Origin of the sequence: Psychrobacillus sp. OK032 (assembly GCF_900111345.1) — a bacterium.
GTDB lineage: Bacteria > Bacillota > Bacilli > Bacillales_A > Planococcaceae > Psychrobacillus.
The window spans coordinates 133,273-158,875 of sequence record NZ_FOGY01000010.1; the positions used below are offsets into that span (position 1 = coordinate 133,273).

At 36.6% G+C, this 25,603-nt stretch carries 21 protein-coding genes and 1 riboswitch; of the genes, 12 read left to right on the forward strand and 9 right to left on the reverse strand.

Annotated elements, in window-relative coordinates; translation table 11 throughout:
* The first annotated feature begins 13 nt into the window (after nt 1-13).
* The 3 genes from BMZ04_RS18330 (at nt 14) to tatA (ending at nt 1,764) form a co-directional block, all read left to right on the forward strand.
* Nucleotides 14-547, forward strand: a complete 534-nt coding sequence (locus BMZ04_RS18330; RefSeq protein ID WP_093275219.1) for a 1,2-dihydroxy-3-keto-5-methylthiopentene dioxygenase — start codon at nt 14-16, stop codon at nt 545-547.
* A 231-nt stretch (nt 548-778) separates the two neighbouring features.
* On the forward strand, nt 779-1,534 hold the full coding sequence (gene tatC / locus BMZ04_RS18335; RefSeq protein WP_093275224.1) for a twin-arginine translocase subunit TatC: 756 nt from the start codon (nt 779-781) through the stop codon (nt 1,532-1,534).
* A 26-nt stretch (nt 1,535-1,560) separates the two neighbouring features.
* Nucleotides 1,561-1,764, forward strand: coding sequence for a twin-arginine translocase TatA/TatE family subunit (gene tatA / locus BMZ04_RS18340; RefSeq protein WP_093275228.1), 204 nt, complete (start codon nt 1,561-1,563; stop codon nt 1,762-1,764).
* Between the two features lie 45 nt (nt 1,765-1,809).
* Here the strand turns inward: tatA and BMZ04_RS18345 are convergent, their stop codons facing one another.
* The 4 genes from BMZ04_RS18345 to BMZ04_RS18360 all read right to left on the reverse strand — a co-directional run bounded on the left by BMZ04_RS18345 (nt 1,810) and on the right by BMZ04_RS18360 (nt 6,050).
* On the reverse strand, nt 1,810-2,976 hold the full coding sequence (locus BMZ04_RS18345) for a TraB/GumN family protein (protein WP_093275231.1): 1,167 nt from the start codon (nt 2,974-2,976) through the stop codon (nt 1,810-1,812).
* Between the two features lie 665 nt (nt 2,977-3,641).
* Nucleotides 3,642-4,376, reverse strand: coding sequence for an amino acid ABC transporter ATP-binding protein (locus tag BMZ04_RS18350; protein ID WP_093275237.1), 735 nt, complete (start codon nt 4,374-4,376; stop codon nt 3,642-3,644).
* Between the two features lie 18 nt (nt 4,377-4,394).
* Nucleotides 4,395-5,147: an amino acid ABC transporter permease gene (locus BMZ04_RS18355; RefSeq protein WP_093275242.1), complete on the reverse strand. Its 753-nt coding sequence runs from the start codon at nt 5,145-5,147 to the stop codon at nt 4,395-4,397.
* A 63-nt stretch (nt 5,148-5,210) separates the two neighbouring features.
* Nucleotides 5,211-6,050, reverse strand: a complete 840-nt coding sequence (locus BMZ04_RS18360; protein WP_093275247.1) for a transporter substrate-binding domain-containing protein — start codon at nt 6,048-6,050, stop codon at nt 5,211-5,213.
* Nucleotides 6,051-6,177: 127 nt separating this feature from the next.
* Nucleotides 6,178-6,362: riboswitch (Lysine riboswitch) on the reverse strand.
* Between the two features lie 251 nt (nt 6,363-6,613).
* On the opposite strand from BMZ04_RS18360, the gene BMZ04_RS18365 reads away from it, so the two are divergent.
* The 9 genes from BMZ04_RS18365 (at nt 6,614) to BMZ04_RS18405 (ending at nt 19,589) form a co-directional block, all read left to right on the forward strand.
* A complete protein-coding gene (locus tag BMZ04_RS18365; RefSeq protein ID WP_093275251.1) occupies nt 6,614-8,014 on the forward strand; it encodes a purine-cytosine permease family protein in 1,401 nt (466 codons plus the stop codon).
* 384 nt (nt 8,015-8,398) lie between these two features.
* Entirely contained in the window at nt 8,399-9,952 is a 1,554-nt protein-coding gene (locus BMZ04_RS18370) for a bifunctional metallophosphatase/5'-nucleotidase (protein WP_093275256.1), read from the forward strand.
* Between the two features lie 383 nt (nt 9,953-10,335).
* Nucleotides 10,336-11,379 (forward strand): ABC transporter ATP-binding protein, encoded by a 1,044-nt coding sequence (locus tag BMZ04_RS18375; protein ID WP_093275261.1) that lies wholly within the window; start codon nt 10,336-10,338, stop codon nt 11,377-11,379.
* 7 nt (nt 11,380-11,386) lie between these two features.
* On the forward strand, nt 11,387-12,265 hold the full coding sequence (locus BMZ04_RS18380) for a carbohydrate ABC transporter permease (protein WP_093275266.1): 879 nt from the start codon (nt 11,387-11,389) through the stop codon (nt 12,263-12,265).
* Nucleotides 12,266-12,277: 12 nt separating this feature from the next.
* Nucleotides 12,278-13,102 (forward strand): carbohydrate ABC transporter permease, encoded by an 825-nt coding sequence (locus BMZ04_RS18385; protein ID WP_093275270.1) that lies wholly within the window; start codon nt 12,278-12,280, stop codon nt 13,100-13,102.
* Between the two features lie 579 nt (nt 13,103-13,681).
* Nucleotides 13,682-15,016, forward strand: coding sequence for an ABC transporter substrate-binding protein (locus tag BMZ04_RS18390; protein WP_093275275.1), 1,335 nt, complete (start codon nt 13,682-13,684; stop codon nt 15,014-15,016).
* Entirely contained in the window at nt 15,013-16,308 is a 1,296-nt protein-coding gene (locus BMZ04_RS18395; protein WP_093275278.1) for an MBL fold metallo-hydrolase, read from the forward strand. The genes BMZ04_RS18390 and BMZ04_RS18395 overlap by 4 nt, the downstream gene beginning before the upstream one ends.
* Nucleotides 16,309-17,077: 769 nt before the next feature.
* Nucleotides 17,078-18,331 (forward strand): glycosyl hydrolase family 18 protein, encoded by a 1,254-nt coding sequence (locus BMZ04_RS18400; protein WP_255368010.1) that lies wholly within the window; start codon nt 17,078-17,080, stop codon nt 18,329-18,331.
* Nucleotides 18,332-18,407: 76 nt separating this feature from the next.
* Nucleotides 18,408-19,589: an SLC45 family MFS transporter gene (locus tag BMZ04_RS18405; RefSeq protein ID WP_093275286.1), complete on the forward strand. Its 1,182-nt coding sequence runs from the start codon at nt 18,408-18,410 to the stop codon at nt 19,587-19,589.
* 51 nt (nt 19,590-19,640) lie between these two features.
* Here the strand turns inward: BMZ04_RS18405 and BMZ04_RS18410 are convergent, their stop codons facing one another.
* The 5 genes from BMZ04_RS18410 to BMZ04_RS18430 form a co-directional block, all read right to left on the reverse strand.
* Nucleotides 19,641-20,915 carry a cation:dicarboxylate symporter family transporter gene (locus BMZ04_RS18410; RefSeq protein ID WP_093275291.1) on the reverse strand — a complete coding sequence of 425 codons (1,275 nt, stop codon included), beginning with the start codon at nt 20,913-20,915 and terminating at the stop codon, nt 19,641-19,643.
* 128 nt (nt 20,916-21,043) lie between these two features.
* On the reverse strand, nt 21,044-21,946 hold the full coding sequence (locus BMZ04_RS18415; RefSeq protein WP_093275295.1) for a response regulator: 903 nt from the start codon (nt 21,944-21,946) through the stop codon (nt 21,044-21,046).
* Between the two features lie 10 nt (nt 21,947-21,956).
* Entirely contained in the window at nt 21,957-23,198 is a 1,242-nt protein-coding gene (locus tag BMZ04_RS18420) for a sensor histidine kinase (RefSeq protein ID WP_093275299.1), read from the reverse strand.
* A gap of 180 nt (nt 23,199-23,378) precedes the next feature.
* On the reverse strand, nt 23,379-23,717 hold the full coding sequence (locus BMZ04_RS18425) for a zinc ribbon domain-containing protein YjdM (protein ID WP_093275303.1): 339 nt from the start codon (nt 23,715-23,717) through the stop codon (nt 23,379-23,381).
* 144 nt (nt 23,718-23,861) lie between these two features.
* Nucleotides 23,862-25,433, reverse strand: coding sequence for a malate:quinone oxidoreductase (locus BMZ04_RS18430; RefSeq protein ID WP_255368011.1), 1,572 nt, complete (start codon nt 25,431-25,433; stop codon nt 23,862-23,864).
* Nucleotides 25,434-25,603: the final 170 nt, after the last annotated feature.

A 25,603-nucleotide genomic window follows, 5' to 3' on the forward strand; every position in this document is an offset into this window, starting at 1 on the left:
GAGGAAGATTGAAATGGCTATCATTAAAATTCAAGGAACAAATGAAACAATTGAAGCACAAAACGAGGTTGCAGCATTTTTAGAAAACCAAGAAGTTGTTTATGAACATTGGGATATTGAAAAGTTACCGGTACATCTTCGCGAAAAATTTGATCTTAGTGATGCAGAAAAAGAGGAAATTCTGCAAGCTTTTCAAGTAGAAATTGATGATATTTCAGAACGTCGTGGCTATCAAGCATCCGATATCATTTCTTTATCTGATTCTAATCCTAACTTAGATGAACTTTTGAAAAACTTCGAACGCAAGCATATTCACACAGACGACGAAGTGCGCTATATTGTAAGCGGCCATGGCGTGTTTATCATCCAAGGAAAAGATGGGCGTTTCTTTGAAGTTCATCTAACACCTGGAGACCTAATTTCTGTTCCTGAAAATATTACGCATTATTTTACGCTTGCTGAAGACCGTAAAGTAGTTGCGGTACGAATTTTCGTTACAACAGAAGGTTGGGTACCAGTTTACCAAGACGAAGTCGCTCAAAGCTAAATCAAAAACTCCTAAATTGCTTTTATGCAATTTAGGAGTTTTTTATCAATTATTAAGTAAATAGAGGGTACTATTATTTACAAATTCATTGGAAAGAGTATAATGTGAAGGTGACGTAACTCTATATTACTCACTTTTGAATCTTTTTTTGTGTAAGTGGATTCTAATAGTTGTTTTCTATAAAATATAACAAACTTCACTTTGTTTGAGAAGATGGGGTGGTAAAACCTAATGACACAAGAACCAGAATTGACGCTTGTCGAACATTTAACAGAACTACGCAAAAGGCTTATCATTGTAGCAACAACATTTATCCTATCTCTTGCTTTAGGATTTTGGATAGCTCCAAAAACATTAAATTTTATTAAGCAACAACCTACAGCTGCCCATGTTGAGTGGAACGTATTTGGCTATACAGATGGTCTATTGATTTATGTTAAATGTGCTTTAATCTTAGCTATATTAATTACTTTACCTATTGCAATGCACCAAATTTGGCTATTTGTAAAACCAGGTTTATTAGAAAAAGAAGCAAAAGGAACAATTTACTTTATACCTGTTTCATTCTTTTTGTTTTTAGCAGGGATAAGTTTTAGTTATTTTATTCTTTTTCCACTGATGTTAAACTTTATGTCGAGTATTAATGATTCTATTGGTGCAATAGAAACTTATGGAATGCAACAATATTTCACATTCATGTTTAATTTAATCATTCCTGTAGGTATAGTTTTTGAACTGCCAGTAATTATTTTATTTTTAACTAAGCTAGGAATAATAACACCAGATCGATTAAGAAAGATGAGAAAGGTTTCCTATTTCATACTAGTAGTAATTGGAGTTTCTATTACACCACCAGACTTTATCTCTGATTTTATCATCGTTGTTCCATTATTATTACTTTTTGAAATTAGTATTCTCGTTTCTAGTTGGTCGTATAAAAAACAACTAGCAAGACAAGCACTTGAAGAAGAAAACTTAGAAAACTAACCTATTATTGCGAGGAGGAACATCCCATGCCAAACATCGGTGTACCAGGGCTAATCATTATTTTAGTAATTGCTTTAATCGTTTTCGGACCTTCTAAACTACCTCAATTAGGTAGAGCAGTAGGGCAAACATTAAAAGAATTCAAAAACTCTACGAAAGATATCGTGGATGATGTAGCGGAAGAATTCAAGCTAGATGACAAAGAAACAGACGCTAAAAAGAAAATCTAATATGAAAAGCCAGCTATTCTCTTGAATAGCTGGCTTTTACAATTTTTATAAGTTATTAAAGAATACTCGAATTACATCGGCGCCGCCTATAAATGTCCCGATAGAACCGACAAGATTCGTTAATACGACGACCAATAAAATACGAGTCACTTTGTTTCGCCAAAAACCTTTGATCGTAAAAACGTCTTCCGAGAGTGTTTCAAAGTCACCAACATTCGGACGTCGGAAATATGCTTGAACAATCCCTGAAACCCAGCCCGATGCTATTAAAGGATGCAACGTCGTTATTGGCGCTACGATAAATGCCGATAGAATCGCAAGCGGGTGACCAAGTGCAATTGCAGCTCCAATAGCAGCGAAGCTACCTGTCCATAGAACCCAACTTAACGCTTGATCAAAGCCAGCAGTTGGATTTGCTATAAAGGTATACACAACTATAGCAACTAGTAGAGCCGGTATCGCCCACCCTAAAATCTTCGGCACAATTGACTTTGGAGGAATTTCTGTAAGCACATCTAAATCATGTTCCTTATGAATCTCTTTCGTAATACCAGGAACATGTGCAGCACCCAAAATAGCAACTATCTTTTTTCCTGGTGCATCTTTAATCTTCTGTGCAAGATATTGATCTCGTTCATCGATTAATGGAGTCTTTAGCTTAGGAAAAGATTCTGTAAATTCGGCAAGAACTGCATTTAGCGTATCTTGCGTTTTCATTTTTTCTAGTTCTTCCTCCGAAATTGTTTCCTTACTAAATATACTAAAGATTACTCCGTTAAGCAGTTTTGCTTTTCCCATAAATCCAAGATTATGCCAAATACGAGAAAAGGTTATTTGAATATTCCGGTCTGCAAGCACTAGCTCTGCTCCAGTTTCTTTCGCTGATTCAATCCCCTGGATCATTTCTTGTCCGGGTTTTATCTCAAATTGCTTTGCTAAACGATTTTGGAAAGAAGATATTGCTAGATTCATCAAAAGTAATGTTGCTTTCTTCTCTTTGATTACTTTAAAAATGTCAGTGTCTTTCCATTTGCTTCCTTCCATCACAGATTGATATCGTTGTTCGTCTAGCTCTATGCATACTGAATCTGGTCTTTCTGCTTCAATTACTTCTTTTACTTGTTCTGCACTTTGTCTAGAGACGTGTGCCGTTCCGATTAATATTAATTCTTTACCATCTAAATTTATACGAGTAATATTCTCTTCTCTCACAAGTTTCTTCCTTCGTTGAGCATATTTCTTTTGCACAAATGCATAACAAAAGACTGTCTATTATTTATAATGAAGTAGATTAAGGTAAATTTCAATTATGTTTTATCAATTAGCATAAGAAAAATGAAGGCATTTCTGTACATATTACTATTACTATAGGATTTTTGGTAAGGTTGCTTATTTTCTATGGACATTTTAGAAATAATGCGTATTATAAAGTTCGATTAAGAGTCCGCTAGGATTTCCGCTTCAGGCGGACGCTTTCCACGGGGTGAGCGATGAGCCATCACCGCCGCTACGCGTACGTTGTGATGTCTCATCTGTCTCACTCATCCCGTTGGAGTCGCCGCCTTCCGCTACAATCCATGGAACTTGCTAACTAATTAGCATCTAAACAGAACTGAGCTTTAGATTTATAAGAACAGCCGCACTAAATCTCAATATAATGTAGTAATAAAATGTGTGAATCCAGTAAATAACTTAAAGCCTCATTTCTCTTAGTAAAGCCTTCATTTTTCATGAGATGATTTTTCTAATTAGCTATATTATACATTGTGTAATTGGACCATAATGTTGCAAGTTCGAAAGGAAATATTGCGCATAGGATGCTATTTTCTTTATAAAAAAACATCCATCTACGTTTCAGCATAAATGGATGTCCTTTGTTATTTTAGCGTACGTTTTAAAAACTCTCTTGTACGCTCCTGTGTAGGAGTATTGAAAATTTGCTCTGGGCTTCCTTCTTCTGCAATAACTCCTTTATCCATAAACACGACACGGTCAGAAACTTCTTTCGCGAATTCCATTTCATGTGTGACGATTAACATCGTAAGACCCGATTCAGCAAGCTCCTTCATTACTTTTAGAACTTCCCCTACCATTTCAGGGTCAAGGGCGGATGTTGGTTCATCAAATAACATCACGTCTGGTTCCATCGAAAGTGCACGAGCGATTGCCACACGTTGCTTTTGACCGCCAGATAGCTGGTTTGCTTTTGCATTTACATATTGATCCATCCCAACGACTTTTAAATATTTCACGGCTATTTTTTCTGCCTCTTCTTTAGAGCGTTTTAACACTTTTATTTGTCCAACGACACAATTGCTCAAAACATTATGGTTGTTAAATAAGTTAAACTGTTGAAAAACCATCCCTAACTTTGTGCGATAAGCATGGATATCGTGTTTATCGTCTAATATATTTTCACCGTTGTAAATAATTTGACCACCGCTTGGCTTTTCTAAAAGATTGATACAACGAAGAAGCGTGGATTTACCAGATCCAGACGAACCGATTATACTAACCACTTCTCCTTTTTTCACAGAGAAGTCAATGTCTTTTAGTACTTCACGAGTTCCAAAGGATTTGCTTAAATGTTGTATATCAATTACTTTTTCCATTGCTGCTCCTCCTTCGTCTTAGCTTTCTTTCGTATTTGTTAAGGTTACTTGTGCTGGTTGACCAATCATGCTGTAGTTCTCCGGTCCATCTAGTTTTCTTTCGAAATAACGTAGTATTAATGTAACGGTATACGTCATAACAAAGTACAAGATACACGCAACGAAAAATGATTCGAAATAGCGAAAATTGTTACCTGCAATCGATTTTGTTTGGAAAAATAATTCCGAAACACTAATAACGTTTAGCACCGATGTATCTTTAATATTAATGATAAATTGGTTACCCGTTGCTGGTAATATGTTACGAATTACTTGTGGTAAAACAACATGTAGCATTGTTTGTATATGATTCATCCCGATTGCTTGTGCAGCTTCAAATTGCCCCTTTTCAATGGATATAACCCCACCGCGAACGATTTCCGCCATATACGCACCTGTGTTAATTGATACGATAAATACAGCTGCCATGATTGCATTCATATCGATATTAAAGGCTAACATCGATCCGTAGTAAATGACCATAGCCTGTACAATCATTGGTGTTCCACGGAAAAACTCTATATATATAGATAGAATAATATTTATTAATTTTAAGAAAATCCTTTTTGTTGCTCTTTCTGGCTTAGGAATTGTTCGTATAACCCCTGCCAATAATCCAATTACTGAACCAATGATCGTACCAATTATAGAAATCAGTAAAGTAATACCTGCTCCTCGAAGGAACATTGGCCAGTTATCGGAAACGATTGATATAATCCACTCGAGACTCATCATATTCCTCCTTTTAAGCGTAAAAAACGACTGCAATAAAATTGCAGCCGATATGTTTAATCATTATTCTGCAGCTGGTTGATTTTTTATTGCATTATCCATAATATCTTGACGTTCTTCTTCTGTAATTTTCGCTAAAATCTCATTAATTTTTTCTGTTAGTTCGCTATCTTTCTTAAGCCCTACTGCAACAGCTGTTTCTTCTTCCGATGCCTTGAATCCATCTGTAAATTCAACCATTACAAAGTTTTCATTTGCAGATGAGGCACTAATTCCTTCTGGACGTTCGGATACATAACCATCAATTTTACCTGATTCTAATGCAACTCGCATAGTCGGGAAATTATCCATTGCTGTTTGTTTTTTTACACCGTCAATTTGATCGATTACTCCGTAATGAGATGTATTTAGCTGACCAGTCACTTTTGCCCCTTTAAGATCTTGGATGGAAGTAGCACCCTCATAAGGTCCACCTTTTTTTACGACCATTACAAAATTTGAAGTATAGTAATTATCAGAGAAGTCAATTGTTTCTTTACGTTCTTTTGTTGGAGACATACCCGCCATAATGGCATTAATTTTACCTGATGTTAAAGCTGGTACTAGACCATCCCATTCAGTTTTAACAATAACTAATTCTTTACCTAATCCTTCTGCAATTTTCTTAGCCATTTCTACATCGTATCCACCTGCATACTCTGCGTTGCCGTCAAGTTTCACTCCACCATTAGAATCGTCCATTTGTGTCCAGTTAAATGGTGGATATCCAGCTTCCAAACCGATTGTAAATGTATCACTTTCTTTAGAAGTAGAACCGCTGTTTTCTGTATTATCCGTTCCACATGCAACTAAAAGTAACAACACTGATACAAACACTGTTAGTAATAAAAATTTTTTCTTCACGTGTATTTCTCCCCTTTTATTTTTTAGTTTATGTTTATGAACATTAAAAAAGGACAACCTATAAAAAAGACCTAAGATGAACTCAGGTCGCAATTTGTATAGTTGCCCTAAATCCTCTACTTTACCCAAATGAGATAGCACACCACAATAAACTGGGACGTTTAAAGTGGACAGTCCTGCAATTATTCACTGCAGACCCAGCATGTAATACGGAGAAATATTTACAAACTTCGGCGACATTTCCTTCTCCCTAGCATCATTGCTTCTCAAACTCCACTAAGGACTAATAAATATCGCGCCTCTACCCCACTTATCAAGTGAGGTTATATTTAATTTATGTTTCATAGTCTACAACAACATCAGATATGTGTCAACCGGTCTATTTATAATGACTTTTTAATCTTCCAAAAAAATCATTTTTCTTATGTCCTTAAAAACACGAGATTTGATAAAACCTTGCTATTACTGGTATAATAGAAAACGGATGAATTGGTGAACGAATCTCAAATACAATAAAATGGAAGTAAATTTAACATTATTTTATATAAAAGGGAGTTGATATTATGGGATCTGTCCAAGTCGCAGATCACAAAGTGTCAGAAGATATGAAAGATGATTATTCACTAGATAGAGTGCCACGAGATCAGAGAAAAGCCGGTTGGTTTAGTATTACTAACATCACTTTTGGTATCGCAACGGCAATTTTTTATTTTCAAACGGGTAGCGTTATGGCACTCCAATTCGGAGCCATCAATGCCATCATATCCTCCATATACGCGATAATTGTTGCTGGTATACTCGGAACATTTATTACTTATCTTTCCGCGAAATCCGGTATGAACGTCAATTTATTATCTAGGGGTGGAGGCTTCGGTTACATAGGTGCATCGTTAACCTCATTCATTTATGCTACAAACTTCATCATGTATTGTGCATTTGAAGGACTAATTTTAGTTTCCGCAATTCACACCTTCTTCCCCATCCTACCAGAATGGGCGCTAATCATATTCTTCGGATTAATTGTTATTCCACTAAATTGGTTTGGAATCAAACAGCTCGATAAATTACAAAAGTGGTCACTGCCGGTTTTTGTTATTTTCTTAGTGGCTGCCATTGTTATATCATTTTACAAACCTTCCGTTTATGATGGGGCTTTTTGGACTTATATGCCAGAGGGTGTCCAAATGGGTGGACATGCTTTACTCCTTTGTATTGGTATGCAACATGGAATAATGGGTTTAACAGCCTTACTTTCTTCAGATTACGCACGCTTCCTTAAACCAAAAGACATTAAACTTGGTGCTTTAGCAATTGGGTTTATTCCCCAAATTTTCTGTTTTGGTGTAATGGGTGGTCTTGGTATATGGTTCGGTGTTCGTTTAGGTGAACCAAATCCAGGAGTTTATATCGTTCTGCTTTTAGGTATTGGTGGCGTGTTATTCACCATGTTAACGCAATTACGAATAAACGTTACAAATATATACAGTAGTTCCTTATCGCTTGCTAATTTCTTCGAGAACATTTTTAAATTTACACCAGGTAGACGATTTTGGGTTGTTGTCTCAGGAATAAGTGCAATTCTATTAATGCTAGGTGGAATCGTCGATCATCTGGATACGGCAATGACATTCCAAGGAGTCTTTTTACTCTCTTGGGCAGCTATATTAGTTGCCGATGCGATGATTGTGAAAAAGCTATTAAAAATTGGACCTGGTTATTATGAAGCTCGACACGAATTTTTATATAAATGGAATCCTGTTGGAGTTGTATCACTCATTATCTCGAGTGGCTTAGGAACAATAGCCGCATTAGGATATATGGGATCATTTTTGCAAAGTACCGCGGCATTTTTTGCAGCAATTTTAGCAGCAATACTTACTGTTATTTTAGCGATTTATACTAAAGGAAAGTATTATAGCAAAGGCACACCTACCGACATTCCTAAAGAAGATTATATTGCTTAACTGCTAATTACAATTAACCAATCGATCAGCCCACCATTCATTTTAACAACTGATTTCTATACCGCCTATTGTCTAGGCATTTGATTCGTTTAAGCTATATTTTATACTTCTATTTCTTTCATGAAGTTGTATTTATAGCCTGCTGATCATTTTGATTGGTTCTTCATTGTTAATTCTTCAAACCTGTACACCTCACTAACTTCCACATAATTACAATAAATAAAATAGACAAGAGTAGCTATTCAGACCAATAAAGTCTGGCTACTCTTTTTTAGTTTTTGTATAAGACAATTTACACTGTAAATTTTTTGTAAACCAAGCAAATTTTCATCAATATTTTGTTATGATGTATAAAACATTCAATAGAAAGTGGCGAAATGCTGGATGAAAAAAATAACAATACTCCAAACTAGCGATATTCACGGGAGTGTTTATCCCATCAACTATGGAAATAATGAAAACGTAAATGTGGGTCTTGGAAAAATCGCATCTATCATAAATCAGGAGCGACATTTAGATGATCAATTGTTGCTGATCGATAATGGCGATTTGATCCAAGGAACGCCCCTCACTTATTATTCGGTTCAGTACTTGCAAAATGAACAGAATCCAATGGTTCGCATCTTAAATTACTTGTCGTATGATGCCGCAGTAATTGGAAACCATGAATTTAACTATGGTATGAACGTGTTGAGCCAAGCAGTGCATGAATCAAAATTTCCTTGGCTATCCGCAAATATTATAGACGCGAAATCGAAAGAACCTTATTTTGGCCTTCCATATACGATAAAAGAAATAGATTCTATTAAAATAGCGATATTAGGTGTCACAACTCATTACATACCAAATTGGGAAAATGAACAAAACATTGCCGGTTTAGCATTCCAGGATGCCCTTCAAGAAACAAAGAAATGGGTTGCGTATATAAAAGAACAAGAAAATCCAGATGTACTTATTGTTTCCTATCATGGTGGTTTTGAACGAGATATAGAGAATGGCGAACCAACTGAAAAGTTAACTGGAGAAAATCAAGGGTATGCTATTTGCCAAGAGGTAGAAGGAATTGACGTTTTGCTCACTGGACACCAACATCGCTCGTTAATCGGCAATATCAATGGAGTAGAAATTGTTCAGCCATCTAATAATGGACAAATGATTGGTAAAATTGTACTGACGTTAAATGAAAAAAATGAAATTATGCATAAAGCATCTGAATTATTGGCAGTAGATGAGATAGAAGCAGATGAATATATTTTAAAAATGACTGCCCATTTCGAAGAAGAAACACAAATGTGGCTAGATCAGCCGATTGGAAAAATTGAAGGCGATATGGTAATCTCAGATCCACTGTTAGTTAGAACAAGTGACCATGCTGCTATCGAATTTATCAATAATGTACAAATGGACATTGCCGGAGTAGAAATCTCCAATACATCTTTGTTTAACGATGCATCTCCCGGCTTTGAACGTAATGTAACGATGCGCGATATTATTTCCAACTATATGTTTCCTAATACACTAAAAGTCCTTCGGTTATCTGGAAAAGATATAAAAGAAGCATTAGAACAAAGTGCTCAATATTTTAGCTTGAATGAAGCAGGCTCAATAGAAGTAAACCCTGCCTATATATATCCAAAACCCCAGCATTATAACTACGATATGTGGGAAGGCATAGAATATGTTTTGGATATACGTAATCCCGTCGGAAAACGTGTAACTACTCTAAACTATAAAGATGCTCCTATTCAGTTAGCTGGTACATATGATGTGGTGATGAATAATTATCGTGCTGGAGGCGGAGGTAATTTTACAATGTTCCAGGATAAACCTGTTATCAAAGACATCCCAATGGACATGACAGAAATACTAGTAAACTATATACGGGAAAGACAAACAGTAAAAGCTACCGTCAATCATAATTGGAAAGTTATTTGGTAGTCTTTTATAAATATAAATAGGACACTTCTTGTTTGATTTTAAACAGGAAGTGTCCTATTTTTGATTATTTCTTATGTTATTTGGAGAAGCAGCCAACTAGATGCAGTTAAAGAGCGCTTGTGTTTTTTAAAAGATAAGAAAGTATATACTTTTTTACACAGTATCGATCCAGCTCCAGCGCTTTCCTCCTGGGCCCGCACGATGCAGGTCATACAGTCGTTACGATACGATGTCGAGGACTTAGACTGTATTCCTCTAACATAGGCGCTTGCGCATTTCTAATTTACACAACGTTAATTGAATCTTTACAGTACCTCCATTTTCAAATGCACTTTCACTGCTATACTGAACTGCTACACAAAATTAACCAGAGGAGCATTACGATGACTATTACATTACATAATATTTCTATGAAATTTAATAATACAACTGCTGTAAACCAACTATCTGTCACTATTCCTAAAGGAGAACTTGTCTCTATATTGGGACCAAGTGGTTGCGGGAAAAGTACTACGTTATTTATGCTTGCTGGACTTTACGAGCCTACAGGTGGCTCTATCTTATTTAACGACAAGGACGTCACGAAACTCACGCCGGAAAAACGTGGCATTGGGATGGTATTTCAAAACTATGCCCTTTATCCACATATGACTGTCTTACAAAATATTATGTTTCCTTTAAAAATGCACAAAATGAAAAAAGCAGAAGCAAAGAAAAAAGCGATAGAAATGGCGAAACTTGTGGAAATTGATCATTTATTGGATCGAAAGCCTAGTATGCTGTCAGGTGGTCAACAACAACGTGTTGCGATTGCAAGAGCCTTAGTAAGAGAACCTGAAATTCTATTACTAGATGAACCACTATCTAACTTAGATGCACGCTTACGATTAACGATGCGAGAAGAAATCAGAAGAATTCAACAAGCACTTAAAATTACGACTGTTTTTGTTACGCATGACCAAGAAGAAGCACTTAGTATATCCGATCATGTTTTATTGATGAACCAAGGGAAACTAATGCAGTTCGATGTTCCTTCCAATCTGTATGATGAGCCAAATCATCGATTTGTCGCAAGCTTTATCGGTTCCCCGTCCATGAACTATTTTGATGCAGAGATTGTGGATGGAACACTTAAAACTCCGTTCGGATATGACTTGGCTATAGAAGCACCTAACCAATCCGTTCAAATTGCAGTTCGTCCTGAAAATCTCTATCTTTCTACTAGTGGATTGAAAGAAGAAGTGCGATTAGTGGAACGCGTAGGAAAAGATACACTTGCCGTTATTGGGAACGACACAGCTAAAAAACGTCTCTTCCTCCAAAAAGGGGAAACGGTAGAAGTAGGACAGGCAGTATATGTACAAGCAGATAAAGATACAATTCGCGTATTCCAAAAAACTGGGGAAAGAATCTATATAAAGGAGTAAAGTTACGATGAAACTTAAAGATACAGCTAAAGCCTTTCTTTACTTATTTCCTGCACTCCTCATTATTGGAGTATTTGTCATTTACCCAATGATTAAATCATTCCTCATGAGTTTTTATGCAGATTATGACTTTTTTAATGATGTCGTTTATCGATATGGGTTGGATAACTTTATTTATTTGTGGAATGACGAGGTCTTTCATCAAGCATTGAGAAATACGTTTATTTTTGTACTAGGTGTTGTACCAATTTCTATTATTTTGTCGTTGTGGATTGCTTTAATGTTGAACTCTATTACTGTGCTGAGTAAGTTTTTTAGAACGGTTTACTTTATTCCTTTTGTTACGAGTGTTGTTGCAGTATCTATCGTATGGCGTTGGATATTTCACTCAAACTATGGAATCATGAACTATTTTCTTGGATTATTTGGTATTGATCCAATTCAATGGCTAACGAGTACAGAATGGGCAATGCCTGCGTTAATCATATTGTCTATTTGGAAAGGATTAGGCTATAACATTATTATTTTTTTAGCAGGCTTACAAACAATTGGAGATTCCTATTACAACGCCGCTAGAATTGACGGAGCAAATCGCTGGAGTCGATTTATACATGTTACGTTGCCGCAACTTGCACCTACGACATTCTTTATAACGATTATTTCCATTATCAATTCATTTAAAGTATTTGATGAAATTTATGCATTGTTTGATGGGCAAGCTGGTCCTTCTAATAGTGCATTGACGGTTGTCTATTATGTATTCAATAAGTTTTACGGAGAGTGGGACTTTGGTGTTGCATCCGCAGCTGCATATGTTCTATTCCTCATTATTTTTATCTTTACATTAATCCAGTTTTACATAAGTAAGAAAAAAATCACTTATTAAGGGAGAAAGCTCATGAAAACCAGTCCTCTTTCGAAGACATTTATATACGTCATGCTTGGTATTGGTAGCATTTTAATGCTATTGCCTTTCGTTTGGATGATTTCCACTTCGCTTAAAAGTGGAAATGAAGTGATGATCATGCCACCTGTTTGGATACCAGAAACACTTCGTTTTGATAATTTTGTAGCAGCTTTTGAGAAAGCACCTTTTGCAACATACTTCGTCAACTCCGTCATTGTGATGGTCCTTAGTACATTGGGCGAAGTTATCACAACAATTTTAGCTGCCTATGCATTTAGCCGTCTAAACTTTTGGGGAAAAGATGCGTTATTTGCCCTTTTAGTTGGAACGATGATGGTTCCTGGAGAAGTATTATTAGTTCCTAATTTTGTTTTACTTTCTGATTTAGGTTGGATTGATCGTTATGAGGCTTTAATCATTCCATGGACGGCTAGTATATTTTCTATCTTTTTGTTACGTCAGTTTTTCTTAAAGATTCCAAAAGAGTTAAACTATGCTGCTCGTGTCGACGGATGTACGAACTTTAGGTTTTTATGGTCAATTATGATTCCAATTGCTAAACCTGCGTTAATTACGATTATTTTGTTGAAAGCAATTGGTTCTTGGAACGCATTTTTATGGCCATTGATCGTCACAAATTCAAAGGAGATGAGAACATTACCTGTTGGATTAACAAGCTTTTCAACAGAAGCAGGTACTGTGTATGAGCTTCTGATGGCAGCATCAACGATGATTATTTTCCCAATGATTATATTATTCATTTTCCTTCAGAAGTATATCATTAAAGGAATTGCAGGAGCTGGTATTAAAGGATAACACGACTCGCTATGTAGGGATATTGCGCCATAATGGTTTCCGCTAGGATTTCCGCTACAGGGCGGACGCTTTCCGCAGGGTGAGCGATGAGCCATCACCGCCGCTCCGCGTTCGTTGTGATGTCTCATCTGTTCACTCATCCCGCTGGAGTCGCCGCCCTTTCGCTGCAATCCTATGGAACTTGCTAGCTATTCAGTGCCACCACGCTGTGGTAAAATTATCCGCTCTATCTATCTGGATATAACTACCTAATAAATGGTGTGATGCAAATAACGGTTCAACTGTTTATCTGTTTGATTTGATTTGATTTGATTTGTCTTATTCAAACACTTATTGGATTTTATTCTTAGAACATACTACAAAATGTCCGATTTAGCGCGGAGGTATGAGACTCCTGCGGGATCAGCGGGACAGGTAAGGCCCTGCAGTGGAGCGCAAGCGACCGAGGAGGCTCACCGCCCGTCCCGCGGAAAACTAATAAGAAAACATGCATTTAAGGAGGTGTTGCTTAACGATTTGAAGTGTTGATACGTCTACATTCTATTTATAAAAACTACTAAAAATAAGGGAGAATAGAACATGAAAAAACTGTCTTTATTATTATTTATTATGATGGTGAGTGTGTTAATAGCAGCTTGTAGTAACAGTTCAAACGAAAGTGATACTTCAAATAACTCGGCAACAGATACAAAAGAAACAGCTGAAACGCCAGAAACAACAGAACCAGTGGAAGTAGAATTTTGGCATGCAATGAGTGATACGCACGAAAAATGGTTAGAGGATGCAACTGCAAAGTTCAATGAAGAACATGAAAATATTACAGTAAAATTAGTGAATCAAGGTAGCTACGGTGATTTATCACAAAAGTTATTAGCTGCTGCTAAAGCGAAAACGTCTCCTACAATTGCACAAGCATATGCGGAATGGATGACGGATTACGATCAAAATAATCTTGTAGTAGATTTAGCTCCTATGATTAATGGTGAAAATGGGTTCCCAGCTGACCAAAGCTATGAAGACATTAGCGAAGTTTTCCGTGACGATAATACGTTTGGCGATAAAATCTTAGGTCTACCATTTAATAAATCATCACGTGTACTTTTCTACAACAAAACGTATTTTGAGGATAATGGCTTAACACCTCCTACAACATGGGATGAATTAGCAACTGCCGCTACAACGTTAACAAAAGAAATTGATGGTAAAAATGTGATTGGAATGGGCTTTGAAAACGGATTGGGTACAGAGCTTAGCATGTGGATTGAACAAGCAGGCGGAGATTTCGTTGATGAAAAAGAAGGAAAAGTGTTATTTAATTCAGAAGCTGGTTTAAATGCATTAACATTTATCGATACAATGCTAAAAGATGGTACAGCTCGTATGGCTGGTGAAGATGGTTACATGTCTGGTCCGTTCACAAGAGGTGATGTTGGGATGTACATCGGTTCAAGTGCTGGTATTGCATATGTAGCAAAAGATGCTGGAGATATGCAATGGTCAACAACTCCACTTCCAAAAGGCGTAGAACAAGCTGCTCCTTTCCAAGGAACAAACATTACAATGTTTGCTAATAGCACAGAAGCAGAGCAAGCTGGAGCATTTGAATATATGAAATACTTGATTACGCCAGAAAACACTGTAGATTGGGCAAAAACAACAGGTTATCTGCCAGTTCGTGAATCTGCTCAACAAGGTGCAGATTGGACATCTTTCATTGAAGAAAATGAACCATTCCAAGCAGGTAATGCTCAATATGCATACGGATTTATCGATGTTCGTTTACCTGGTTCTTTTGCGATGAAAAACGCTATGCAAGTAGAATTAGATAAAATGCTATATGAAAATGCAACGCCAGCGGATACTTTAGAAGCAATGAGCTCAAAAGCTCAAGAAGCATTAGATCAAGCCAAATGACAGTAGTAAACCCAATCAAAAACAGTAATACTACGATTCAATTTTATGCTGGCTTAAAAACAATCGGTGGAACTATTTTTGAAGTAAAGTACAAAGAAGAACGATTTATAGCGGATTTTGGGATGATTTTTCAAAACAAAGAAGGCGTGCAACTGCGCCCTCAAACTACAATTTCAGAATTACAAGCAATTGGTGTGATCCCTTCGATTAGCGGTGTGTTGAAAAACGACGAGATTGATCGAAATGCCACCATCGCCATCTCTCACTTGCACTTAGATCATATGGGGTTGTTACAATATGTACACCCAAATGTACCTATAATCATGGGTGAGGAAAGCAAGGCATTATATGAGCACTTGCATACAATAGAGGAAGAGCCTCATGTAAATGTAGCGCAACAAGTAAAAAGTGTACCTTTTCATCAGCCTATTCAAGTATCTGAACATATACAAGTCGAATTTTTCCCAGTCAATCACGATGCACTAGGTGCTTCTGCGATGCGGATCATAACACCTGATTCGACGATTGTCTATTCTGGCGACGTTCGTCTACACGAATCGGATATAGATACAGCAAACTTACCAAAAGTTGCGGGATCACCTGATATTTTAATCATTGAGACAACAAACGTACAAGAAGAATTTCTCGATGTAAATCCAGTCATTTCAAGTGAAAAAGACGTATTAACACCGGCTTTATTGAAGATTGATACACCAATCATTTTTAATGTTTATCATCGCAATATCAATCGTTTGGAAATATTAATAGAAGCAGCAAAGCAAAAAGATAAACTAATTGTCTTTGAACCTGAAACAGCTTATTTAGTACAAGCTTTCCAAATGGGAGCACCTCATGTACGTTTTTTACAAGTAGAACAAAGCAGAATAATTGATTCTATTGATACAATTCAACCGATTACATTAGCCGAGTTGGATCGTAATTTTTCAAAAGTGTGGCTGCAGTCTTCATATCATAATATAAGGTTGCTTCAAGAATTGCCCGTTCAAGGCGCTACGTATGTACATTCGAATGGTGTGCCACTAGGAAGCTTTGACCCTGTATATAATGAGTTGTTGGAATGGATTCACAAGGTTAGTATGGAGTACGTTGTTCTAGGCGTTTCTGGTCATGCAGCTGCTGCTCAAATAAAATGGCTGGCAGATGCAATGCAAGCAAAAGTGACCATCCCTTTACACGGTTTTACTCCGGAGCTACTACAAGGACCGTATAAAACGTTCTTACCTGAAACTGGAACCATTTATCCAGTTTCGGAACTTATAGAAGAAAAATAATAAAAGTTCAAGTGTCCTTAAGGTAAAACCTATTTCTATCGTTTCCAGGGGAGCTTTGGACAGACTTGTTACTATATTATTACCGTTTGATTTTTTATAGAGGCTGGTCGTGACTGAAGTCACGATCAGCCTCTCTTTTTTCGGTAATCTTATGGCATTTGTCTATCCTTCGCAATCCTTCAACTGTGAGAATAAGGAATTTAAGACCTTTTCGGATGATAAGAAAAAAGATGCTTTCCAATATATAAAGTAAGCTCCTGAAGATGCAATTTCAGGAGCTCTAGTGTTGCTCTATACGTTAGACACTATCTATTTTTAGTTCATATACTTTTTTACTAATAGAAGAATGCCAGGAGAAATGATCCTCTTAAAGATTCTGGTCTCAGCCCCTCTACCTTATAAGCAATCCACTGCATTTTCCTATCGTTTGAAGTGCCAGTGACTTTATACACTTAAAAAGTATATACCTCTATTAGTTGTATTTTCTTTTATGATAAATTATTTGGAAACAATTAGTTGATTGGAGCGGAAGGCGGCGACTCCTGCAGGATCAGCGGATTCGGTTAACAGAAACTATTCATTTCAAACACTAGGAACACTGGGTTCATAATCTGCAATATTTTAATCATTAATACAGACAAGTACTCACTTTTATAGGTGGGTGCTTGTTTTTTCTTTTCAAAGGATTCAGTCCGTTAGTTATGAATAAAAAAGCAATGACATATGGTTAAATGAATGACTAAAGCGGAGACGAGGGATTTCTATATTCATTTATGTAGTTAAAACGGGCGATTCTTTATTTTCCATTGCAAACAAATACAAAATTTCATTGGATAGTATACGTATCTTTAATGGTCTAACAACGGACAGATTGGTGGCAGGACAGGATTTAATTATCCCGACAAATATGTATACGGTGCAACCTGGAGATTCTCTCTATTCTATTTCCCAAATGAGTCTCATTTCAATTGAAAAAATACGCCTCTTTAATGGCTTACACTCGGATGTATTAATGGTTGGCATGAGCCTTTATTTGCCACCAAGAACGAAATATAGCGCTGAAAACTTTAGCTATTTAACGCCATCGACACCTGAAAGAAATACTAGGCTCGTGCAGAGTTTTGCACCTATTAATACTTTTTTAGGTATTTTTGAATATCATGTTTTAGAAGACGGAAGTTTAAGTACATTGGACGATCAGCAAATTATTCAAACAGCAAGAGAGAATAGTGTAGCTCCTCTTGCCGTTATTACGAATCTGACTTCTACTGGTTTTGACCCCGAATTAACGCAGCAAGTATTAGGTTCACCCGAAATAAGAAATCGCGTTATCAACAATATATACCTGTTAGTTAAGAACAAGAACTACGCAGGAGTAAATATTGACTTTGAGCAAGTACCAGAGGAGCTAAGAGATCTATATACTGGCTTTTTGCATGCATTAAGAGCCATATTAAAGCCAGAGGGATATTATACGTCTGTTGCAGTTCCGCCTAAGACGAGTGATAATATTCCCTGGTTAAGGGGGTATGATTACGGCGGGATTGGTGCATCTGTAGATTTTGTCTTTCTGATGGCTTATGACTTTCACGAAGCAAGTAGTCCTCCTGGGCCTGTAGCTCCTATAACTGAAGTAAGAAAAACAATTGAGTATGCACTTCACCATATGAATAGAAATAAAATAATTCTCGGTGTTCCCCGCTATGGATACGATTGGACAATGGATAATGGAAATGCGGTAAGTGCTAGGGCAGTTTCTGTAGCTGAAGCAGTTGAAAATGCAATGACGTATCAAGTGCCAATCTCCTATTCTACCGAGTATCAACAGCCCTTTTATCAATATTGGGATTCAAATGGCCAAAGACATATCGTTTGGTATGAGGATTCCAGAGCTCGTGCAGAAAAGCTAGAACTAGTCGTGGAGTATCGTTTAAAAGGAGCTGGAGCTTGGCAATTGGGATTACTATTTGTCCAGTCCGCTGTCTTGGTTGAAGAGTTTTTCAACACGAAGAAAGTATTGTAGTAGAAAGGAAGACAAGGTCCTGCCATTTAAAGTGGGATCTCCTTTTGCTTAAAGAACCTATACGAGGGGGAACGTAGTGAAAAAAACGTGGCTACTAGGGTTTGGTTTTTTTAGCATCAGTTTAGGTTGGGCATTATACAATGGATTTGTCCCATATTTTCTGAATGATTATCTTTCAAGTACCGCCCTAATTGGCTTTCTAATGACAATTGATAATTATTTCGCCCTTTTTTTGCAACCTTATATTGGGAACCGTAGTGATCGTACGGATACCCGATTTGGACGCCGCATGCCTTATTTACTTATCGGTATTCCTTTTGCCGCAATATTCTACGGGCTTATCCCTTTTCATACAAGTTTGCTTACGTTAATCCTTTTTATGGTTTGCATGAATTTATCCATGGCTATTTTCCGATCACCTACAATTGCATTAATGCCTGATATAACACCAGAAGAAAAACGTACAAAAGCAAACGGTATTATTAACTTCATGGGTGGTTGCGGTGGTATTTTAGCGTTTAGTGTTGGCTCTTACCTTTTTGGTATTAAAGAATCTTTACCATTTTTAGCAGTATCCGCTACATTAATAGTAGCGTTATTTGTCGTTTTTAAAAATATTCGCGAAAAAGAGGACACTATTCCTTTCATTGAACAAACGAAACCAAAAATAAATTACAGAGCAGAACTAAATAAACCAACTATTTTTCTTCTAGCCGCAATCTTTTTTTGGTTTATGGCTATACAAGGAATGGAAGCATTGTTTACATTATATGGAGTAAATGAGCTTGGGTTATCCAAAAGTGCATCTGCATTTTCTTTAGCTTTTTTTTCTTTAAGTTTTGTTCTTTCAGCTATTCCAAGTGGTATCTTGGGTGCAAAGTTTGGAAAGAAGAAGATGATCTTATTTGGCATAGTCGGGTTATTTTTCGTTTTCTTTTTATTGAACTGGGTCGAATCAGTCTTCTCGTTACGAAGTCTCCTTTTAGTAGGTGGCGTATTTTGGGCATGCATTAATATCAATTCTTACCCTTATATTGTTTCCCTTGGAGATGAACATAGTTTCGGAACACGAACGGGCTTATATTATTTCGTTTCCTCGTTAGCAGCCATCATTTCACCACCGACTTTAGGATTACTAATTGATGTATTTGGCTTTGGTGTTTTATTTAATGCAACAGCTGGTAGTATGGTCTTTGCATTAATCTGCATGTTAAGAGTCAGAAACGTTCCCAATCAGAAGTCAACGATAACCACATAACAAAACCGACCTCCAAATGGATAGCCGGTTTTTGTTCACGCTTTTATAGGTTTATGCTAGCTTCTCCATAGAAGCAACATACTTTTCTTCTTTTTCTTTATCAAATCTACCTTCCCATTTAGCCATAACAACGGTTGCTAATGCGTTTCCTACTACATTTACAACGGTACGTGCCATATCTAATAGTCGGTCGATCCCTGCGATAAACGCTAGTCCTTCTAAAGGAATACCTACTGTTCCTAACGTAGCTAGTAATACAACGAATGATACGCCCGGTACACCAGCGATTCCTTTTGAAGTAACCATTAATACAAGCACTAATGTAATTTGCTGTGTAATACTTAGTTCAATGCCATACATTTGTGCGATAAAAATCGCGGCAAGCGCTTGATATAAAGTAGAACCATCCAGATTAAAGGAATATCCAGTTGGAACAACAAATGCTACAATATCTTTTGGAGAACCAAATTTCTCCATTTTCTCCATCACTTTTGGCAATACTGTTTCCGAACTAGAAGTCGAATATGCAAGAAGTAACTCGTCCTTTAATACTTTCATAAGATGGAAAATATTCACTCCAACTAGTTTTGCAATTCCACCTAGTACAACAAGGATGAAGAAAATCATCGTCGCATATACTAATATCATTAATTTACCGAGTGGCAGTAAGGATTCCAACCCAAATTTAGAGACGGTTACCCCTATTAAAGCGAACACACCAAATGGCGCAAATTTCATAATGAAGTTTGTCACCCAGAACATTGCGTCTGCCGTTCCTTGGAAGAAGGCAAGAACTGGCTTTCCTCTCTCCCCAATTGCTGCGATACCTAAACCAAATAGAACTGAAAAGAAAATAATGGCAAGCATATCGGCCTCTACCATGGCCTGCACAATATTACTTGGAACAATTCCTACAATAATATCCATGATTCCGTTATCTTGTACTTGTTCCGTCGTTTGAACGTATGAATCAATATCACCTTTAGTAAGTGACGACATATCTATACCTTCACCTGGTTTGAAAATATTCGCTGCTAGTAGACCAACAATAATCGCAATTGTTGTCACAACTTCAAAATATATTAATGTTTTCCCGCCAAGTTTACCTAGTTTCTTTATATCTCCTGTTCCCGCTACACCTAAAATTAGTGTAGAAACAATGATTGGAACAACAATCATTTTAATCATATTAATAAAAATCGTACCAATAGGCTGCAAGTAAGTTTCTACAGCAGGGTTACCAAAAAAGATAGCACCTACAATGATACCTAGTATAAGCCCGACTAGAATTTGATAAGCTAATGTAAATTTGAATTTTTTCTTCATACGTAAGTCCCCCCTTAATTCTGTGAAAACGCTTTCCTACTTTAAGAGTAAGCTTAAGAAAAATTTTATGGGTAACTTACACAATCCGACATAATCCGACAAATATATTTATTAATTATTTCACAAAGTTATCTATTAGTTTGAATATGGTTGTATTTTTCTTGCACTTCTAAATATAGAACCTGAAGAAACTTTTTATTATTTACTTTCATTTTAGCTAAGCTTTTCTTTCCTTCTTGCATCTGAATCATTTGACTTCTTATTTCTTGGAAATCAAAATAACGAGGTGCATAATGTTCAAACTCTGGATTTGTGTAATCGATTGCACCTAAAGAAGCTATGTTATTCATCGCACTTAGTATTGTTCGACGTAAGCGTTGCTCCATTGCTTTGCATTCCTTTTGAATATTGGATGAGGGAATTCCTGATTTTGTCGCAATGGATTCGTATAATTCTTTTAACGGTGGCAATTGGATCATTGAATCATTTTGATCGAAAAGAAACTCCATTATTGCAACGATATCATCACTTCCTACTTCCCCGATGATGCCCATATCACTTAAGATTGAATAGATGATTTCTTTCACACTTTGTTTTTTATCTACTGGTCTAGATGGTGTAATATTAGCCAGAGACTCTTTAATCGCCAGTAGCGAATCTTGTAATCGAAACTGTTCTGCAGTTTTTCTCAAAATGCTTTGAACTTCAATTCGATTAATCGGCTTATGTATAAAATATTCTACACCTATTTCATAAGCTTGACCGACCATTTCTTTATTAATGATTTGTGAAATCATGATAAATTGCCCTTGATATCCCTTTTTCCTTAACTGTTCTATCGTTTCAATCCCGTCTAATTCGGGCATTAAAAAATCGATTAGCACAACATCTGGGTGCATTGTAGTGATTGGTGAAAGGGAACTGATACCACTATCCGCATCACCAATTACTAAACCAAGATCCCCTTCAGTTATTATCTTTTTTAGCATTTTTCTGCTTGCTGTATCATCATCCACAATAAAATAACGCAGGTTCTTTCACTCACTTTCTTAGATTGTTCGTCGGAATTTGGATTTTAAAAACAGTTCCTTTTTTCAGCGCTTCAACTTGGATTTTACCAGACAGCGTTTGTATAATTTCTTGAACATGCGATAGGCCTATCCCAGTTGCAGCAACTCCTTTGTCGTTATACTTAGTCGTATATCCAGGTTCAAAAATGATTGGTATATCTTCTTCTAGGATTCCTTTTCCTGAATCTTTTATTAAAAAACAAGTATAACTAGATTCCTCATACATAGTTATATGTACTTCTCCTTTATACATAATCGCTTCTACAGAATTGGCAACAATATTATTTAATAAAGCAAGTAATGGAACTTGTTGATCTGTTTCAAAATCGGAGGGCGCCGAAACAGAAAAGTGAATATGTTTCATTAATAACTGGCTATATTTTTCATTTGCATGGATAACGAGTTGAAGCACTTCAGACACGTGTAAAGGGTTATCTTTCTTCCCTTCCGTCATGTTCTTCAACCCTGCTAAAATTCGTTGGGAATCTTTTTTCACTTCATGGATCTCTTGTGTGATATGTAATGCTTGTACACTTAATACATGCATATCATGTTGCTTTAATTTTTGATATAAATCATGACTAGAAGCAGTAATCTGTTCAATATGATTCATCGATTTTTGCAAATAAAGCGTTTCTGCATATAATTCGGAGTTCACGCCAAGCATTTCCTCCATCCGTTTCTTTTGCTCTGTCATAGCGATGGAACTATACAACCCAACAACAAAATAGCTACGAAGTACTGCAACTCCTAATAATAATGCCCAGTCCCCAAAACCTAAATTTCCCTCATGCATAAACCAGTTTCGTACAAGATGCTCTGTGCCATTGGCGATAAATTCAAACCCAACCCCGAGGGCTCCTAAAAGAAAGGGATTAGCTTTATATTTTTCTACATTTATCAATCGTAATCCTAATGCAAATAAAAAATAAAATAAAAAAGCTGGCGCATGATTGCCAAGACTTAACCAGAAGGAATCTCCATTGAATAATACATCTCTTATTATTCGAGCAATCACAACGAAGAGTCCTGTTATGAATCCAGTAAAAAGAAGGGAAGCAGGTGGTCTGATAAGGATAAGTAGAAAGAATGTTATACTCCCTAGACCAAAACGAAAATCTTCTCCGCTAAAAGGAATAACCTTAAACTCACTAGTCAATACAGTTAACAGGACAATCAAGACCATTGCAAGCTTACTATTTCGTAAAATCATGAAACTCTCCTAGAAAGGCATATTTAATAATCTGAGTATAACATCGAACAATAGAGAAGATAAGAAAAGCGCAGGAGGAAGGGGCTGATTCTGGACAACTTCCTGGTTAAAAAGTAGATGCTTTTTATCTTTTAAAAAAGACGAAACATTAAATTACATGCTTCGCCTTTTCGCTATTTTTTATGCTTTTTTAACAAATTCAGATTTTAACTTCATAGCACCAAAACCATCGATTTTACAATCAATATTATGATCGCCATCGACTAAGCGAATACTTTTAACTTTTGTACCTATTTTTAAAGTAGATGAGCTACCTTTTACTTTCAGGTCTTTAATGACAGTCACAGAATCACCATCATTCAAGATATTCCCGTTCGCATCTCTCACAATTTGGGTATCTTCGTTTTCTTCTGCTCCGCCTGCAGTCCATTCATGTGCACACTCCGGACAAATCAAAAGATTTCCGTCTTCATATGTATATGCTGAATTACATTTTGGACAGTTAGGTAAGTTAGCCATACTTTCATATCCTCCTTTCAAAAACAGTTCGTATTATGCCTATATACTACCATGTCTAGTTATTTTGACAACTGCTTAACAAGAAAAAAAGAATCACCTATCCAAAAATGGATAAGCAATTCCTTTTTGCGTATAGCACTTTCATTATACTCTTTCTAATTCTTGCATCTCTTCCCCAGAAGAATTAACTTCGTTCGGTAAGTCTTCGCTTAAACCAAGCGTCTTCGCAGTTGAAGCATGAACTTCGCGGAAAAGCTCTGGGTTTTCCACTAGAGATACTCCGTAAGAAGGAATCATTTCTTTAATTTTCGGTTCCCATTCTTTTACATGTTGTGGGAAACATTTATTGATTATTTGAAGCATAACGTGAACAGCAGTAGACGCACCTGGAGAAGCGCCAAGTAATGCAGCAACTGAACCATCAGCCCCTGTAACAACTTCCGTACCAAATTGAAGCGTACCTTTACCGCCTGCTTCGGTATCTTTAATCACTTGTACACGTTGTCCTGCTACTACGATATCCCAATCTTCGCTTTTGGCGTTTGGAACAAATTCTCGTAATTCTTCGATACGTTGTTCTTTTGATAACATCAATTGTTGGATTAAGTATTTTGTTAATCCCATGTTTTTTGCTCCTGCCGATAACATAGTTAATACATTATTCGGCTTTACAGAACCTATTAAATCCATATTGGAACCGGTTTTCAAGAATTTTGGCGAGAAGCCAGCGAACGGTCCAAACAGTAATGATTTTTTATTGTCAATGTATCGAGTATCAAGATGTGGTACCGACATTGGAGGTGCACCAACTGCAGCTTTACCATAAACTTTTGCATGGTGTTGCTCTACAATCTCTTGATTGTTACATACAAGGAATAGCCCACTTACCGGGAATCCACCAACTTGTTTACTTTCAGGTATACCTGTTTTTTGCAGTAAAGGTAGGCTTCCACCTCCACCACCTATAAAGACGAATTTTGCATTAATATACTCGAGTTTACCGCTATCGCTTTGTACTTTCACTTCCCATAAGCCGTCAGACGTACGTTTAAGATCATTCACTTGATGATTGTATCTTATATCAACGTTTTTACTCGCTAAGTGGTCAATTAACATACGCGTTAAAGCACCGAAGTTCACATCAGTTCCCGAATCAATTTTTGTTGCCGCTATAGGTTTATCTAAAGTTCGATCTTTTAACATTAGCGGAATCCATTCCATCAGTTTTTCCGGATCATCCGAAAACTCCATTCCTTCAAATAAGGGATTATCTGAAAGCGCTTCAAATCGATTTTTCAAAAATTGTACATTTTTTTCCCCATGTACATAGCTTATATGTGGCAATGGCATAATAAAGTCTTGTGGATTACGAATCAGATCGCTTTCTACAAGGTAAGACCAAAATTGTCTAGAAAGTTGGAACTGTTCATTAATTTTTATTGCTTTGCTAATATCTACCGATCCATCTGGTTTTTCAGTCGTGTAGTTTAGCTCGCATAGTGCAGAATGGCCTGTCCCTGCATTATTCCACTCATTGGAGCTTTCTTCCCCTGGTTTATCCAATTTTTCGAATACTGTAATTTTCCAGTCTGGTGCTAGTTCTTTCAGCAGTGTTCCCAAAGTTGCACTCATGACCCCGGCACCAATTAAGATAACATCTGTTTTTGTTTGTCCGTTACTCATTTTTACCATATCCTTATATGTTAAGTTTTGCAGAAAGGATGTAAACGCTCCTTCTTTGGCGCCGCAATAAGACAAGACGCAACCTGGGAACACATCTTTTCTATATCAATATCCTTATATTAGTGTATCACAGTTTTTTAAAGATTAAAACATCTCTATCCCAATCTATGTCGTATATTGTAGTTTTAAGTCATGGAATATAA

Excerpts from the sequence above, each read along its gene's own strand:
- BMZ04_RS18390 (WP_093275275.1), top strand. The coding sequence starts at position 13,682 with ATGAAAAAACTGTCTTTATTATTATTTATTATGATGGTGAGTGTGTTA.
- BMZ04_RS18375 (WP_093275261.1), top strand. The coding sequence starts at position 10,336 with ATGACTATTACATTACATAATATTTCTATGAAATTTAATAATACAACT.
- BMZ04_RS18330 (WP_093275219.1), top strand. The coding sequence starts at position 14 with ATGGCTATCATTAAAATTCAAGGAACAAATGAAACAATTGAAGCACAA.
- BMZ04_RS18395 (WP_093275278.1), top strand. The coding sequence starts at position 15,013 with ATGACAGTAGTAAACCCAATCAAAAACAGTAATACTACGATTCAATTT.
- BMZ04_RS18410 (WP_093275291.1), bottom strand. The coding sequence starts at position 20,915 with ATGAAGAAAAAATTCAAATTTACATTAGCTTATCAAATTCTAGTCGGG.
- BMZ04_RS18370 (WP_093275256.1), top strand. The coding sequence starts at position 8,399 with ATGAAAAAAATAACAATACTCCAAACTAGCGATATTCACGGGAGTGTT.
- tatC (WP_093275224.1), top strand. The coding sequence starts at position 779 with ATGACACAAGAACCAGAATTGACGCTTGTCGAACATTTAACAGAACTA.
- BMZ04_RS18350 (WP_093275237.1), bottom strand. The coding sequence starts at position 4,376 with ATGGAAAAAGTAATTGATATACAACATTTAAGCAAATCCTTTGGAACT.
- BMZ04_RS18420 (WP_093275299.1), bottom strand. The coding sequence starts at position 23,198 with ATGATTTTACGAAATAGTAAGCTTGCAATGGTCTTGATTGTCCTGTTA.
- BMZ04_RS18365 (WP_093275251.1), top strand. The coding sequence starts at position 6,614 with ATGGGATCTGTCCAAGTCGCAGATCACAAAGTGTCAGAAGATATGAAA.
- BMZ04_RS18355 (WP_093275242.1), bottom strand. The coding sequence starts at position 5,147 with ATGAGTCTCGAGTGGATTATATCAATCGTTTCCGATAACTGGCCAATG.
- BMZ04_RS18385 (WP_093275270.1), top strand. The coding sequence starts at position 12,278 with ATGAAAACCAGTCCTCTTTCGAAGACATTTATATACGTCATGCTTGGT.
- BMZ04_RS18380 (WP_093275266.1), top strand. The coding sequence starts at position 11,387 with ATGAAACTTAAAGATACAGCTAAAGCCTTTCTTTACTTATTTCCTGCA.
- BMZ04_RS18425 (WP_093275303.1), bottom strand. The coding sequence starts at position 23,717 with ATGGCTAACTTACCTAACTGTCCAAAATGTAATTCAGCATATACATAT.
- tatA (WP_093275228.1), top strand. The coding sequence starts at position 1,561 with ATGCCAAACATCGGTGTACCAGGGCTAATCATTATTTTAGTAATTGCT.